Raw genomic sequence first — 15128 nt, 5'->3', positions numbered from 1 at the left:
TGCCCTTGAGATGCTCTCCGACTTGAAGTACTCCGTTGGGGAATAGGCAAGACCTGGTCTACCGTCTGTCATCTGGCGCGTACGGCGGTCGCGCGACGCCGGAACTTCGGTCGACCAGGGCCTGCTGGAGCGCCACGGCGGAGGCCTTGCCCAGCCAGGCCCCTTCGGGGGCCTGCTTGGCCTCGATGATCAATGGTGGGACAGCTCTCCGTCGGAGATGTACTTTTCGCCCGCATCCCGGGCCTACTGGCGCAGCCTGAGCTCGTCGTCCAACACAACACGCACGAATCCGAACGCCCGAGCCAGCTCGATCTGCTGGCCAGGCGTCGGGTACCCGCAGAACTGACAACGGAGCTGTACAAGAAGGCGTAGGACCGGGGAGCACTGGCCCCTGTGCCGGTAGCGGTACGCCGATCCCGTTGCACGCGGAGGTGTAGCAGAACCTGGGACGCCTACTGTTCAACCACAGCAGACGGCATGACGAACGGTCCCCAGGTGAACGCCGGGAACCACGGCGCCGGGTCGGCACTCCACTGCAGCGCACGGATCTGTGCCTCGGTACGCCGACCCGACAACATCAGGTAGATCTCGTACCACGACCCGCTCGCCACCGCGGCCGGTTCGCCGTCGCCCACCAGCCACTGCCCGTGCTCGGTCTCGATCCGTACCGCCGGAAGTTGACGGGCCCGCACCGCCGCCGAAAAGCCTTTGACAAGAACCTCCATCGCCACCGGCTGCGCCGGATGGCCGATGGGTGGGGCGACGCCCAATGCCCGCCGGAGGTCGAGTTCGTGGGTGAAGGTGTCCATGACGAGGACGGCGCGGTCGAGGGTGAACGGCTCGGACAGGAACATCTCGACCGGTCCGCTGTACCGCTGCCACGCCTCGAACAGTTGCTGGACGCTCCCGGAGGAGGCGACCCCGGTAGGTGCCGGATCGCCACCCCCGGTAGGTGCCGGATCGCCACCCCCGGTCACCCGGGCGTTGACCCTGGCGCAGACCTCGACCAGGTGGCCGAGCAGATCCCCGACAGTCCAGCCAGGACAGGTTGCGACCCCCAGGGCCAGGGCGGAGTCATGCTCGTCGAGCAGGTCGGCCATGTTCCGGCGGATCTGCCGGTATGCCGCGGCCAGCGGCGCCGGGTCGGTCGCCGGACGATCGGTCCGGTCAGTGGTCAGCTCGGTCACGACTGCTCCTTGTCGGAAGATCCGGCCAGGACCCCGGCCTGTGCCCCGGTCAGCTGGCCGGCGTCATGCAACCAACGGACGGTGTCGGTGAGTGTTCGGGTCAGTGGCCGGGGTGTCAGCCCCAATGGCGGCGTGGTGTCGCTGGTCCGCGCGTCACAGGCGCAGACGTAGCAGGCGCCGTACTCGGCCGGGATGTGCCACGGCCAGGCCCGCTGCACCAGGTCGGTCAACCGGGCGAACGGCAGCATCGCTCGGGCGGGCACGAACAGTGTGGGGAGCCTTCGTCCGGTCACCGCCCGGACGGCGGCGACGTATTCCCGGGTGCTCAGCTGGCGTCCGGGGCCGAAGTGCCGGTCCAGTCCGTCGCTCGGCGCGGTCAGCAGCGCCGCGTGCAGGGCGGCGGTGTCACGTACGTCGCCGACGGGGAAGCCGCCGGTCGGCCAGACCGGCATCATGCCGCGCAGCACGTACCGCAACCGGCTGGTCTGGTCGCCGAGTTTGGGGTCGTGTGGGCCGAGCAGGGCAGGCGGATAGCTGATCACCACAGGTGCGCCCTGCGCCTGGTGTCGTCGGGCGATCCGTTCCGCGGCCGCCTTGCTGGCCAGGTAGGTTTCGGTCGCGGTGCCGACCGCAGAGCGGGGACCGACCAGGCCGTCCGCCGCCGGCAGCATGGCGCCGAAGGTCGACACGTACACCGTACGGCGTACGCCAGCGTCGCGGGCGGCCGTCAGCACGACGTCGGTGCCTCGCACATTCGTCTGTCGGGTGTCCGCGTGCCGGCGGCTGTCGAACGAGTAGACGGAGGCCGCGTGCACCACCGCGTCGGTGTCGCGAACGGCCGCGGTGACCGCGGCCGTGTCGGTGACGTCGCCGACCACCACGTCGACCGCAGCGGCGGGTACGTCCAGCGGTGACAGCGCCCGGTCCACGCCCGTGGGGTCGCGGGCCAGTACGCGTACCCGGTGCCCGGCGGCGGTGACCGCCGCGACGGTATGTGCGCCGACGAATCCGGTGCCGCCGGTGACCAGAACCAACATCGCGCACTCCTCCCATTCGTCCGGTCCGATCGTGCCTCGTAGGCGCTCGCCGCACTTCTCCGATTGTGCCATTGTCGAAAATGCCCCCCCGGGGTCGGAGGGCAATTAAGAAGTGGCCAGGCGTAACGAAAAAAGGGACTATCAAATAGCTAGTATGTCTAATTTGGAGGAAATGGAGCAGCAGGTGGCCGGTATCATCCGAGCGCTCCGGCGCCGAGTCCTGACCCCAGACATCACACAGACCCGGGTCACCGTACGAGGCTTCAACGACAAGAGCGCACAATCCACCGAGATCCTGGAGAACGTCGGCGCGTCCTTTCTGGCCGGGCTGTCGTCGGCTGCCGGCGCCCGCCACACCGGCGACGTCGACACCGACCTCGCGACGGTGCCCACCCGCTTTCAGGGATTCGCGTACGAAGGCGCCGCAATGGGATTCGCGTTGGTCGACGCCCTCACCCCGGGTACGCCGCACCGGAGCGCCGCGTTCCTAGGCGGCACCGGCGACAAGCACGTGTACATGGCGTACGTCGGCATCGGCTGGGCGCTGGCCCGCCTGCCGCGCATGCTCTGGGGGCGGGCCAGCGCCGCCGCCACCGATCCGCTGCTGCGCTGGCTGGTCCTTGACGGGTACGGCTTCCACCAGGCGTACTTCCGGACCGCCGACTATGTGCATCGCCAGCGGGCGGTACCGAGTTTCCCGTGGCCGCCCCAGGGTCCGGCGACCTACGCCGCCCGGGTCGTCGACCAGGGCATCGGGCGGGCCATCTGGTTCGTCGCCGGCACCGACCCGACGACCGCGGCGGACCTGATCGACGCGTTCCCGGCACACCGGCACCAGGACATGTACAGCGGGGCCGGCCTGGCGGCGACGTACGCCGGCGGCGCCACCCGGGCGGAGCTGGAAACCTTCTGGCGCCGGTCCGGCCAGCATTCGCCGTTCGTCGCCCAGGCCAGCGCCTTCGCGGCGCAGGCCCGCATGCGGGCCGGGTTGCTGGTGGCGCACACCGAACTCGCCACCGAGGTGTTCTGCCGTACGGGTGCCGCCGAAGCGGCGCGGATCACCGACGAGGAGATTCCGGCCGGCCCGCGAGGGAACGGGCTGCCCGCGTACGAGGTGTGGCGGTGCGCGGTCGCCGACCGGTTCCGGGCCGACGTAAGGGTGCAGCCATGACGACGGTCGCCGACCCGCCACGCCGACTACGCCCACCGGGACCGTCGATCTGGTCCGCGCCCCGGTTGCTGTCCCGGATGGCTCGCAACCGGCTGGAGGTGATGCGGTCGGTGTCGGCCCGCTACGGCGACGCCGTCCGACTGCCGTTGGGCCCCAAGACGCTGTACTTCTTCAACCATCCTGACCACGCCAAGCACGTGCTGACCGAGAACCCTGGCAACTACCACAAGGGCATCGGTCTGGTGCACGCCCGCCGTACCCTCGGCGACGGCCTGCTGACCAGCGAGGGCGCGCTGTGGCACAAGCAGCGCCGGACGATCCAGCCGGTGTTCCAGGCCCGGCGGATCGCCCGTCAGGCCGGGGCGATCGCCGAAGAGGCGGTCGGGCTCGCCGACCGGCTACAGACGATGGTCGGCCGCGACGAGCCGGTCGACGTCCGGCACGAGATGACCGAGCTGACCCTCGGCGTTCTCGGCCGGACGCTGCTCGACACCGACCTGGGCGAGTTCGGTGGCATCGGTGAGGCGTTCGAGGCGGTGCAGGACCAGGCCATCTTCGAGATGATGTCGCTGAGCGCGGTGCCGACCTGGGTGCCGTTGCCTCGGCAGCGGCGGTTCCGCCGCGCCAGGGCCGAGCTGCAGGACATCGTCGACCAACTCGTCGCCCGCCGTCGCGCCGCGCCCGGTGGCATCGAGGGGCGCGACGACGTGGTGTCCCGGCTGATTGGTTCGACCAGCGAGGAGGCCGATCCGCAGGTGGGCCGGCAGCGGATGCGTGACGAGCTGGTGACCCTGTTGCTGGCCGGCCACGAGACCACGGCCAGTACCCTGACCTGGGCATTCCATCTGCTCGACCAGCATCACGAGGTCTGGGAGCGGGTGCACGCCGAGGCGGTCGAGGTGCTCGGCGATCGGACTCCGGTCTACGAGGACCTGCACCGGCTGCGATACACCGCGATGGTCGTCGACGAGGTGATGCGGCTGTACCCGCCGGTCTGGCTGCTGCCCCGGATCGCCCAGGGCGACGACGTCGTCGGCGGCTATCACGTCCCGGCCGGCGCCGACGTGGTGCTGTGCCCGTACACCCTGCACCGGCATCCGGAGTTCTGGCCCGAACCGGACCGGTTCGATCCGCTGCGTTTCGACCCGGACCGCCCCACGGACCGACCCCGGTACGCGTACATTCCGTTCGGGGCCGGTCCACGCTTCTGCGTCGGCAACAACCTCGGTCTGATGGAGGCCGTGTTCGTGATCGCCTGCGTGGCGCGTCGACTGCGGATGTCGGTGCAGCCCGGCTTCCGGCTGATCCCCGAGCCGATGCTGACGCTGCGGATCCGCGGCGGCCTGCCGATGCAGGTCCACGACGCCTGACAGCTCGATCCTCCCGGCGCAGCCGGTGCCTCGTGCACCGGCTGCGCCGCTTTCTGCCCGACGTTGTCCCGGCAGCTGGCAGAAACGGGCCGGGCGGTCACGCTGTCGACGTGACCGCCCGGCCGATCTGTTCGCCCGATCAGTGTCGGTTGGCGACCTCGACGAACCGACCACCGTGGAACAGCAGGGCATCCTGGTGGTCACCGCGGCCGATGCTGAGCACCGAGCCGAGGAAGATGGAGTGGTCGCCGCCGTCGTAGGTCGCCGCCAGCTTGCACTCCACCCAGGCCAGACTCCCGGCGACGATCGGGGCACCGGTGTGCCGCCCCGACCAGTAGTCGACCGTCTCGAACTCCCGTTCGTCGCGCGGCCGCGACGAACTGGCGAAGTAGCGTGCCAGCCCTTCCTGGTCGGCGGCCAGGATCGACACCGCGAAGGTGCCCTGGGCCAGGATCGTCGCGTGCATGACGGCGGTGCGCTTGACGCACACCAGCACCATCGCCGGGTCCAAGGAGACCGAGGTGAACGCGTTGGCGGTCATCCCATGCGGCAGGTCGGTCCCGGACGTGATCAGCGTGACGCCGGTGGCGAACATGCCCATCACCGTCCGCAGCTCGGCGTGGTTACCGTTGCCGTTGTCCCGACCGCCCGGAGCCGTCGCCCGGCCCGATCCGGTCTGCTGGTCCGTACTCACCGGTCAGCCCTCCTTCGCTTCTTCGAGCGCCTGACGCTGGTGGTGGCCGTTGGCGGCACCGACGACGGCGTACTGGGACAGCGCGATCCGCAACGCGTCCGGCACCCGGGCCGGCCGGGTGTCCGTGTTCGGTCCGCGCATGCAGGCGATCCGTTGCCGACCCCGGGCGACCAGCTCCTCGAAGCCGTCCCGCAGTCGGATGTAGTCGAACGCGAAACCGATCTGGGTCTGGGTGAGGTCCTCCAGCCGCATCCGGATGGACAACTCGTCGAACGCGCTGATCTCGGCGAAGAACTCACACTCGCACTTGAGGGTGAAGAGCTTCAGATCGTCGCGGATGTCGGCGAGTACCTCCGGCGCCCGGTCCCGCAGGAACATCTCCCGGCACCGGCCCTGCCACCGCAGGTAGTTGACGTAGTAGACGTTGCCCACCAGGTTGGTCTCCTCGAAACCCACCAGGTGCCGGTACTCGTAGTAGGACTCCATGATCTACCTGCCTCCGTCGGCCGACATCGCGAAGACCACCGGGTCGCCGATGCCGGCCAGCGAGGTGGCGAAAGTGGCGATCCGGGTGGTTCCGGACCGCAGGGCGACCCAGCCGGCCGGGCCGTTGGGCTCGGCGGCGAGGTCGACCCGGGCGTGGCCGTTCTTGCGTAGGCACTCGATCGCGCCCCATACCCGGGTGGCCGAAACCGACAGCTCCTCGGCCTGTTCCCGGGCCACGAGCGTGGCCAGCGCCATGGCGTCCGGGCCGAGCAGGTCCGTCCACTCCTGCTCGGTCCGGGTCGCGGCCACTTCGACGTCGCAGCCGACCGCCGCCGCCGCGGCGACCGCGACGGTCACCCCGGCGCCGTGCGAAGCGGAGATCTGCGCCGTACCGGTCACCTCCGGCTTGCCGTCCGGGCGGTAGCTCACCGGCGCGTCGATGCCCAGCGCCCAACTCACCGCCTTGCGGGTCTGCTCCCGACGGGCGGCCACCCCGGTCACACCGGGGTCGTCCGGGCGGACCACGACCCGCAACTCGGTCGGCAGGAACGCACCGACCCGTCGTTCCAGGTACGGTCCGACCAGCGCCGGCAGCCACGGCCCGGTGCCGTCCAGCTTGCGTACGGCGTGCAGCCGCAACCCGATCCACTGCTCGACGAGGTTGCCGTCGCTGTCGCAGACGTCCACGTCGTAGAAGTAGGTGTCGCCCTCGCGGGACTGCTCCGTCGCGTGGATGGTGACCGTGTCCAGGGTGCCGGCGACCTTCGCGTCGGCCAGGTACAGCCGCTCGATCGCCCCGGGTAGCAGCGTCGCGTCCGGTACGCAGCACTGCAGCGCGTGCATCACGGTGTCCCGGGTGCCCGGGTCGCCGAGCACCAGCTCACCCGGGCGGTACCGGGCGAACCAGGGAGCCAGTGGCTGGTTGGACACCCGCGCCACGCAACTGGTGGCGGCCAGGTCCAGATAGCCCTGCAGGCGCTGGAACCGGAACCCCTGGAACAGCACCGGCCCGTACAGCTCACTGGCCGGATCGATGGGCAGCAGCCGCGCCGGGTCGGCTGCCGGCCGCGTCTCGGTGCGCCCCGGCAGGTCGTAGCGCAGCCGTGCCCGGAAGTGGTCGGCCTGGAATCCGGTGTCGCTGCTGCGGACCACCGCGTCGACCGCTCCGTGCGGCGCGGCGAGCACCGCGATCCGGATCGTGTTGCTGCCGTCGGGCGGCACCACGATCGGGCGGAGCAACTCGACGTTCTCCAGCACCGGTGCCTCGGTACGTCCGGTCAACGCCCGGGCGGCCTGGGCCATTGCCTCCATCCCCAACACGGCCGGCAGTAGCAGGTCCCCGTCGAGCAGGTGGTCGGGCAGGTAGAGGTCGTCGTCGGCGGTCAGGTCGGCGTCGACGACCAGCTCCACCCCGGGGTAGTGCACCTGTGGCCGGTCGACGAAGCGCAGCAACGGCAATTCCCGCCGCTCCATGTTGATCGTCGGCAGGCCGTCGGAGCGGCTCATCACCACCATCGCCTGCGGCGCGGTCGGACTGGCCAGCACCTCCTTGAGAACGGCGATGCCGTCCTCGACCGGAATCGGCGAGATGCCGTCGCGGGTCAGCGCCTCCAACACCCCGAGTCGTTCGCCCATGCCTGCGCCGGACCACACCGACCACTCCAGCGCCAGGCAACGGATCTGCGGGTAGTCCTCGCCGACCCGGCGGGTCAGGTCGGTCATCCAGTCGTTGGCGGTGGCGTAGTGCGCCTCGCCGCGCAACCCGGCCCGGCCGATGATGCTGCCGAAGGTGATCAGCAGCCGCAGCGCGTGCGGATCGGTGGCGGCGAGCACCGCCTCCAGCCCGTCGATCTTCGGGGCCAGGGTACGGCGGAAGGTCGCCTCGTCGAGGGCGGCCAGTGGCGTCGGTTCGTTGCGCCCGGCACCGTGCAGCACCCCGGTCACCTGACCCAGCGCCTGCTCGATCCCGTTGACCGCGGCCTTGACCTGGTCCTGGGCGGTGATGTCGGCACGGGCGTAGTGGAACCGGACTCCGGCGGCCCGCAGCCGGTCGAGGTTCGCCGCCAGCTCGGTGTCGTCGGCCGGGTCGGAGCGGCCGATCAGGCCGACCGCGGTGCCGGTGTCCCGGCCGAGCGCCAGCGCGCATTCGGCCGTGATCCCCTTGCCGCCGCCGGTCACCAGCAGCACGTCGGTCGGGCCGAGACCGGCTCCGCCGTTGGGTGGCAGCGACGCCGGCCGCAGGACCGGTTCGTACCGCAGCCCGGCGGTGTCGTAGTGCACCTCGGCGAACCCGGTGGTGGCGGCGACGTCCGCGGTGATCCGGGCCACCGCGTCGGCCAACTGCGCGGGCTGCGCCTCGTCGGGCAGCGGCGCGACGACGACCGTGGTCGCGACATCCGGATGTTCCTGGTGCAGGGTCTTGGCCAGGCCGGCGGCCGAGCGTCGGTCGCCGACCGCGACGAACCGGACGGCCGCGTTGGCCGACAACGCCGCGCGGGCCGCGCGCAGCATCACCGGTACGTGCTCCGGCTGGCCCTCGCGGGGCAGGCAGAGCAGCACACCGTCACCGACCCGGGCCTGCCGCAACGCCGCGGCCAGCGGTTCGGCGATCGGGGTGTGCCCGGCGCTGAACACCTGCCAGTCCCCGTCGGTGCCGACCGCCGCGACCGGGCCGACGTCGGTCGGCACCAGGTCCACCGAGAACGCCCGCACCCACGGTGCCACCCCCGACACCACCAGGTCGGGCGCTGGGCCCGCGTCGGCCGCGTCGGCTGCGTCGTCCAGGATCTGGGCGATCTCGGCGACGGTGGCGGTGGCGTAGCTGGACGTCAGGGTCGGCGCCGGCACATCCAGTTCCCGCGCCGCCTGGTTGACGATCTGACCGACGGTGATCGAGCTCAGGTGCAACTCGTCCAGCGGCCGGCTCTCCGGGCGGACCGCTTCCAGCGGCAGTTCGGCCCGCTCGGCGGCGAGCCGGCGCAGCACCTCCAAGCTGCCGGCACCGGCACCGGCACCGGCACCGGCCGCCGTACGGTGCGTGGCGCGGTCTTCGGATCCCGGGGCGTCGACGGGCGGCTGGGCACCGGCCTGCCGGGCGACGGCGAAGTCGCCGGCCGGGGCCGACTCGGCCGGGCTGGCGAGGAAGCGCAGCGGCCGGTTCGGCTCCAGCGGCCGGGTGAACCGGTCCTGAAAGAGCGCGTCGTGGTCGATCGGTGCGCCGAGCGCGTAGGCGGCACCGGCCGCGTTGAGCAGCCCGGCCACCGACATGCTGTCAGTCTCCAGCGAGATCGTCGGCACCGCCGGGGCGATCTCATTGGCCAGTCCGCGCAGGATCCGGCCCGGCCCGACCTCCAGCAGCAGGTCGCTGGTCTCGGCCAGCCGACTCACCGCCTGGGTGAACCGCACCGGGTCCAGTACCTGTCGGCGCAGCAGATCGGCCACGTCGGTGTCGGCCGGCAACGGTTCCCCGGTGACCGTGGAGACCATGGTGCGCCGCATCGCGGTGAACGGCTGCCCGGCCAGGTGCTCGCCGAAAGCCACCGCGGCGGGAGCGACCGCCTCCGAGTGGAAGGCGTGCGAGACCGCGATCCGGGTCCAGAACAGACCCTGCCGCCCGGCCCGCTCACCGACCTGTTCGACCGCGGCCACCGGGCCAGAGATCACGGTCTGTTGCGGGCTGTTGTAGCCGGCGATGACCACATCGGTGCCGGCGAGCAGTGGTTCGACCACCTCTGGGGCGGCCGAGACACTGGCCATGGTGCCGTCCCCGGCGCTGGCCTCGGCCATGATCCGACCCCGGGCGGTCGCCGTCGCCAGCAGCGTCGCCTCGTCCATCGCCCCGGCCCAGTGCAGGGCGGTCAACTCACCGAGACTGTGTCCGGCCGCGCCGGTGGCCTCGATGCCCAGCATGGACAGCACCCGCAGACCGGCCACCGAGGCGGTGACGATCCGTGGCTGCGCGACCGACGTGGCGACCATGTCGGCGCCGGCCGGCGGCTGGTACGTCCGATACAGCGCGTCGACCTCCTCGAACCGGCGGCGTAGCGCACCACCGTCGGCCCGTCGGCCGGCACCCTGACCGGGGAACAGGTAGCCGATCCGGGGCTGGTCGCCAGGGTTGGCGGCCTTCGCCCCGAGGAACACGCCGTTGCCGGCGTCGACCGCCGTACGTTCACCGGCGGCGATCAGCTCGACGAGCCGCTGGATGCCGCGGGTCGCCTGTTCGGGTGAGGCGGCGACGACCGCCGCCCGGACCGGCCGGTCACCCAGCCGGCCGGCCAGTGCCGCGGCCAGGTCCCCGAGTTCGGCGTAGGAGAGCCGGGCCACCCAGGGCGCCAGCTCGGCCAGCCGACCACCCAGGTCCTCGGCGGTTCGGTCGTCGAACATCAGCAGTTCGGCGTCCTGCCGGGACCGGACCAACGCGGTGGTCGCGGTGCCGATCCGGGTACGCCGACCGCTTTCGGCGCTCTCCACCACGACGTGGGCGTTGATGCCGCCGAAGCCCATCGAGGAGACGGCGGCGCGGATCGGCTTGTCCGCCGGCCACAGTTCGGCGGTTGCCGGCACCCGCAGCGCGGGCTGCTCGACGTCCAGTTCGGGGTGGGTCTCGACGTGCCCGGTGGCCGGCGGGATCACCTGCTGGCGTACCGCGAGGATCGCCTTGAGCAGGCCGGCGACCCCGGCGGCGGCCTTGGTGTGGCCGAAGTTGCCCTTCACCGTGCTGATCGCCGCCGGCGCACCGTCCGGGTCCGCCTCGCGACGTGCCTCGGTGAAGGCCCGAAGCTCGGTGGCGTCACCGACGGCGGTCCCGGTGCCGTGGCCTTCCAGGTAGGCGACGGTTTCCATGCCGAAACCAGCCCGCTGGTACGCCCGGCGGATGGCCAGCCGATGGCCGCTCGCCTCCGGCCGGGTGATGCCGCCCTTGCCGTCCGAGGAGTAGCCCCAGCCGGCGATGACGGCGTGTCGGCGCAGCCCGCGCGCGACGGCGTCGCTGTCGCGCATCAGCACCAGCATGCCGCAGCCCTCACCGGGCCAGAACCCGTTGGAGTTGCGGTCGTAGACCCGCATCTCCGCGGTGGCCAGCGCGCCGGTCTTGGCGAATCCGATCACCTCGAACGGGTCGATGCTCAGATCGACACCACCGGCGATCGCCGCGTCCAGTTCGCCGTTGACCAGCGCGTTGCACGCCGTGGCCACCGACAGCAGCGACGAGGAGCAGGCACCGTCAACGGTGTAGCCGCCGCCCTTGAAGTCGAAGTGGTTGCAGACCCGGCCGGCGATTGTATTGGCCAGGCCACCGGCGAGGGTGTCCTCGTCGATCGGCGGGAACGGCGCCTTGTAGCGGGGTTCCAGTTCGTCGAGGAACGACGCCACGTCGCTGTCGGCCCAGCCCTGTTCGCGCAGGGCCGCGCCGACTGTGCGCCGCACGTACGGCCAGCGCAGCCGCAGCAGATTGGCGCGGCTGAACTCGCCGGTGAGGGTGTTTCCGATGACCACGCCGGTGCTGGTCAGCGGGAGTCCTTCACCGTCGGGGAAGCCCGCGTCGTCCAGTGCCCGGGCGACCGTGTCCAGCGCCAACCAGTGGGTCATGTCGGTGGCGCGGAACGTGCTTCCGGCGATGCGGTACTTGACCCGGTCGAACTCGAAGCCTTCCAGCACCGCCGCCTTGGCGGAGTAGAACCGGTCCGGCGCGGCCGGATCGGGGGAGTAGTAGTCCTCGTGGTTCATCCGTTCGTCCGGTAGCCGGCGGAACGCCCGCCGGCCGGTGAGCACGTTCTCCCACAGTTCGTTGGGGGAGTCCGCGTCGGGGTAGCGGCAGGCAATCCCGACCACCGCGATCCGTTCGTCCACTGTTGTTTCCTGACTGCTCATGCCGGGGCTCCGACGGTCGTCGGGGTGGCGGGTGCGGTGGCGGCCCGCTGCTGGGAGCGGTTGCGCAGGTGGACCGTCCACCAGAAGAGACCGCGGACGCCGCAGACCACGACGACCGCGAAGAACAGCGTGTAGACGACGTTGAACAGCATCAGTACGCCGTAGACCATGGCCACCGACGAGCCGAACATGAACTGGTAGATCGGCTTCACCGGCGTCGTGCCCGGGTCGGTGATCATGTAGTTGGTGAACAGCACGAACGCCACGCCGGCCATCACGCCCAGCGCCGAGAACAGCGCCACGTCCCAGATCCAGTGGCGGATGATCGCCTGGATGGCGAAGCCGCCCAGCCAGCCGACGATCAGTGCCACCTTGCGGGTCAGCAGGGCGTTGATCACCGTGCCGGCGGTGACGATGATGATCGGGATCATGATCCGGAAGAAGGTGTTGGCGCCTTCGGTGAACTGGTACGGCGGCGCGATGGAGATCCACGAGCCGAAGCAGACCAGCGCCACGGTGATCCCGAGGTTCGACGGGTTCATATAGTGCCGCATCCGGCCGTACACCGGCGCCTGGAAGACGTACTTGCCGGTGACTCCGACGATGACCGCGAACGCGATCGGCAGGAACATGTCGTTGGCGTACAGCAGCATGTTGCAGGCCAGCGCGGTGATGTGTGCCGGCAGCAGGAACTCGTAGAGCCCGCGTCCGCCGCGACCGGCGTAGCGCGGCGCCCGACCCTGCACCCGGGCGCTGAAGGTCTCGAAGACCATCTCGGTGGCGTATCCGACGAGTACCGCCAGGATTGGCCACAGCCAGGGTTGCTCGAAGCCCAGAACGGTGTAGCCGAAGATGTTGAACACGGTCATCGAGATGGCGAAGTTGCGCAGTGCCAGGTAGCGGCGGTCCGGTTCCTTCGCCGCCGGTACGGGTGGTCCGGCCGGGGTGGGCGTGGTACCAACGGTCTGCTGGCGCTCGGCGGTGGTGGTCATTGGTTGCTAACCTCCTGGACGCGGTCGGTCAGCACGAGGGTGTGGGTGCCGGCCGAGAGTTGCTGGGTGGAGCGGTGCAGGTTGCCGTCGAGATCGCGCCAGCGCAGATCGACAGTGACCGGCCCGTCGACGTCGCCGAGACCGAAGTGGACTTCGAAGCTGCGCTTGCCGCTGTGTCCGCTTCCGCCGTCGAGTTGCGAGATCTGCTTGCGCCCGTCGGGGGTGGTGACCGTGACGGTCGCCCCGTAGGCGGGGGTGCCGGTCACGTCGGCCGCCGCGCCGTCCACCGCCGGGCGGAAGAGCCGCAGGTTCAGGAAGTTGCCGCGGGCTGGGGCGTCGTTGGAGTAGAAGGCCGGGGCACCCCACTGTCGGGCCACTGCCAGGTCGAGGGCGCCGGTGGCGCGGGTGTCTGCGGTGGCGATGCCTCGGGTGGGGATCGGCACGTCCAGGCCCAGCTGATCGGTGATGTTGGCGAACTCTCCGCTGTCGGTACGGGAGAAGAACGCCAGCGGCTGGTCGCCGGCGATGTCGTCACCGGGCTGCATGTTCGGCCACATGGCCGGGTTGTTCAGCAGGTTGTCGTTGGACATGGCCATCTCCTGCAGCCATGGCCAGCGGTCGATGTCGCCCTTGACGAATCCGAGGGTCTGCACGACCTCCAGGTCTCCGTCGTTGAGGAAGTCGGCGAACTTCACGTCCCAGCCCCAGCCGCTCCAGGCCATGCCGAGTGGGCGGGCCTGCTGGAGGAACGGGGCGGTGCCGGTGGAGAGCTGCTGCAGCATCTCCTCCTCGGAGGCGGCCTGGTTGATCCAGACGAAGTTGCTCTCCTCCAGGCCCCAGGCGGTGGTGATGTTGGAGACCACCATGTCGAAGCTGCCGTTGCGGTCGAGGTCACCGAAGTCGATGCCCATGCCCTTGAAGGAGTCCTTGCCGAGCTGGAACGACTTCGGGGTGTTGGGCAGCCGCTCGCCGTACACGGCGACGAACTTGATCCGGCCGGGCTCGGACACGTTGTGCAGCATGTGGTCGAAGGTGAAGTCGTTCGACACGTGCAGGTCCGGCAGGCCACGGCCGGTGAGATCGGCGCTGGCCAGTCCCAACGTCCAGCCGGTGCTCTTGTTGAACGGCACGGCACCGCGTTCCGGGACGAAGGTCACCGACGGGTCGTCGCCGGACGTCGCGGAGTGCCAGCGCAGGACCTGTAGACCGCCGCCGTTCGCGGCGGTGGACAGCGAGTCGTTCATCTCGACGTTGTCCTGCCCGTCAGGGTCGAGCACGTCGGACTCGGGGAAGTAGTTGCCGATGATCACGTCCGGCCGGCCGTCGCCGTCGAAGTCGTTGACGTTGATGGCGTTGGTGTGCCACTTCGGACCGTGGTAGCGGCCGTCCGGCGAGTTCTGCGGCACGATCTCCTGGCGCACGTACGCGTCGTTGGCCGGTGCCGTGGCGCTGGCCTTGCGCAGGTAGAGGATCGAGACGCGACCCCAGTAGGTGACCAGGATGTCCATCCGGCCGTCGAGGTTGTAGTCGCCGGGCACGCAGGCCATCGGGGCCATGGTGTGGTCGATCGGCAGTGGCGCCGGGTCGAGCAGGAAAGGCTCGAAGCGGTCCGCCTGCGGAGCGGTCGGCGCGTAGGTGACCACCACCTTGTTGGTCCGGACGTCGACGAAGCAGAGGCTGTTCGCGGCGCCGTTGCCGGTGAGGTCGTTGACGGCGATGCTGGCACCGACGGACGAGACCCAGGACCGGATCTTGTGGTACGCCGGGTTGACCTCGCGGATCGTCTCTTTGGGCAACTCGTCGTAGCCGTCGGGATACGCAATCGGAAGTTCGGTGAACCGGTATTTTTGGGCGACTTCGTCGGCACCGGCCACCGAGACTCGGGCGTCGATGACGAAGAAGAGCGTGACCAGGAGCAGAATGGCAGCTATTCCTGGGCTGATGGAACGCAGACGTTGACCCGACACGATCTGATCTCCTTTGGGCAGGATCCGTCGGTTGTGTGACCTGAACCGGCGGTTGGGACAGGGCGGACGGCAGGACCGCAGCGCCGCCGCTCCTCCTGAAAGGGTCGAAGATGGGTGGAGATGGGTAAGGTCGCATGGCGGCGGTCGACCACCGGGATCATCGTCCGACGACCATGCCTCTGAGCGCTTCTTTCACATTGCCTCTGCCGATTCCGAAATATTGCTTCGAGAGTTATTGCTTTCCGTAGGGACTCTCCGGGGGTGCGGCGGATGTCGTTGTCGGATCGGTTTGCCGACATCGGTGAACGGTGGTCGTCGAAGATGGCAATATCGCGACTACGTGGCTGTCTTCC

Annotated in this window: 9 protein-coding genes and 1 pseudogene; 2 read left to right on the top strand and 8 right to left on the bottom strand. The window is 70.0% G+C overall.

The features are described from left to right. Positions 1-243 precede the first annotated feature (243 nt). From ACFHVL_RS10695 to ACFHVL_RS10685, 3 genes and pseudogenes are all read right to left on the bottom strand, one after another. A pseudogene (locus ACFHVL_RS10695) lies at positions 244-342 on the bottom strand (helix-turn-helix domain-containing protein); the annotation flags it as partial. 110 nt (positions 343-452) lie between these two features. Further along, on the bottom strand, positions 453-1187 hold the full coding sequence (locus tag ACFHVL_RS10690) for a maleylpyruvate isomerase family mycothiol-dependent enzyme (protein ID WP_416627390.1): 735 nt from the start codon (positions 1185-1187) through the stop codon (positions 453-455). After that, positions 1184-2224 carry an NAD-dependent epimerase/dehydratase family protein gene (locus ACFHVL_RS10685; RefSeq protein ID WP_416627388.1) on the bottom strand — a complete coding sequence of 347 codons (1041 nt, stop codon included), beginning with the start codon at positions 2222-2224 and terminating at the stop codon, positions 1184-1186. The genes ACFHVL_RS10690 and ACFHVL_RS10685 overlap by 4 nt, the downstream gene beginning before the upstream one ends. Before the next feature lie 172 nt (positions 2225-2396). On the opposite strand from ACFHVL_RS10685, the gene ACFHVL_RS10680 reads away from it, so the two are divergent. Together ACFHVL_RS10680 and ACFHVL_RS10675 are read left to right on the top strand one after the other, a co-directional pair. Continuing rightward, entirely contained in the window at positions 2397-3395 is a 999-nt protein-coding gene (locus ACFHVL_RS10680; protein ID WP_416627387.1) for a DUF1702 family protein, read from the top strand. Continuing rightward, positions 3392-4765 carry a cytochrome P450 gene (locus ACFHVL_RS10675; RefSeq protein WP_416627385.1) on the top strand — a complete coding sequence of 458 codons (1374 nt, stop codon included), beginning with the start codon at positions 3392-3394 and terminating at the stop codon, positions 4763-4765. The genes ACFHVL_RS10680 and ACFHVL_RS10675 overlap by 4 nt, the downstream gene beginning before the upstream one ends. Positions 4766-4904: 139 nt before the next feature. On the opposite strand, the gene ACFHVL_RS10670 is transcribed toward ACFHVL_RS10675, so the two are convergent. The 5 genes from ACFHVL_RS10670 to ACFHVL_RS10650 all read right to left on the bottom strand — a co-directional run bounded on the left by ACFHVL_RS10670 (position 4905) and on the right by ACFHVL_RS10650 (position 14775). Then, a complete protein-coding gene (locus tag ACFHVL_RS10670) occupies positions 4905-5366 on the bottom strand; it encodes a flavin reductase family protein (protein WP_416627484.1) in 462 nt (153 codons plus the stop codon). A gap of 96 nt (positions 5367-5462) precedes the next feature. Beyond that, complete coding sequence (locus ACFHVL_RS10665) at positions 5463-5945, bottom strand: acyl-CoA thioesterase (RefSeq protein WP_416627384.1); 483 nt, start codon at positions 5943-5945, stop codon at positions 5463-5465. Between the two features lie 3 nt (positions 5946-5948). Beyond that, positions 5949-11816 carry a type I polyketide synthase gene (locus ACFHVL_RS10660; protein ID WP_416627382.1) on the bottom strand — a complete coding sequence of 1956 codons (5868 nt, stop codon included), beginning with the start codon at positions 11814-11816 and terminating at the stop codon, positions 5949-5951. Then, positions 11813-12808, bottom strand: coding sequence for an enediyne biosynthesis protein (locus tag ACFHVL_RS10655; RefSeq protein WP_416627380.1), 996 nt, complete (start codon positions 12806-12808; stop codon positions 11813-11815). Before ACFHVL_RS10655 ends, ACFHVL_RS10660 begins: the two co-directional genes overlap by 4 nt. Continuing rightward, positions 12805-14775, bottom strand: coding sequence for a CRTAC1 family protein (locus tag ACFHVL_RS10650; protein ID WP_416627379.1), 1971 nt, complete (start codon positions 14773-14775; stop codon positions 12805-12807). Before ACFHVL_RS10650 ends, ACFHVL_RS10655 begins: the two co-directional genes overlap by 4 nt. Positions 14776-15128: the final 353 nt, after the last annotated feature.

The sequence above is a fragment of the Micromonospora sp. LOL_023 genome (genome assembly GCF_048060115.1).
GTDB lineage: Bacteria > Actinomycetota > Actinomycetes > Mycobacteriales > Micromonosporaceae > Micromonospora_E.
This window is presented reverse-complemented; position numbering and strand designations above follow the sequence as displayed.

Bases quoted from the DNA above. Each gene is read 5' to 3' on its own strand.
- ACFHVL_RS10660 (WP_416627382.1), bottom strand. From the start codon at position 11,816: ATGAGCAGTCAGGAAACAACAGTGGACGAACGGATCGCGGTGGTCGGG.
- ACFHVL_RS10680 (WP_416627387.1), top strand. From the start codon at position 2,397: ATGGAGCAGCAGGTGGCCGGTATCATCCGAGCGCTCCGGCGCCGAGTC.
- ACFHVL_RS10685 (WP_416627388.1), bottom strand. From the start codon at position 2,224: ATGTTGGTTCTGGTCACCGGCGGCACCGGATTCGTCGGCGCACATACC.
- ACFHVL_RS10665 (WP_416627384.1), bottom strand. From the start codon at position 5,945: ATGGAGTCCTACTACGAGTACCGGCACCTGGTGGGTTTCGAGGAGACC.
- ACFHVL_RS10675 (WP_416627385.1), top strand. From the start codon at position 3,392: ATGACGACGGTCGCCGACCCGCCACGCCGACTACGCCCACCGGGACCG.
- ACFHVL_RS10670 (WP_416627484.1), bottom strand. From the start codon at position 5,366: ATGGGCATGTTCGCCACCGGCGTCACGCTGATCACGTCCGGGACCGAC.
- ACFHVL_RS10655 (WP_416627380.1), bottom strand. From the start codon at position 12,808: ATGACCACCACCGCCGAGCGCCAGCAGACCGTTGGTACCACGCCCACC.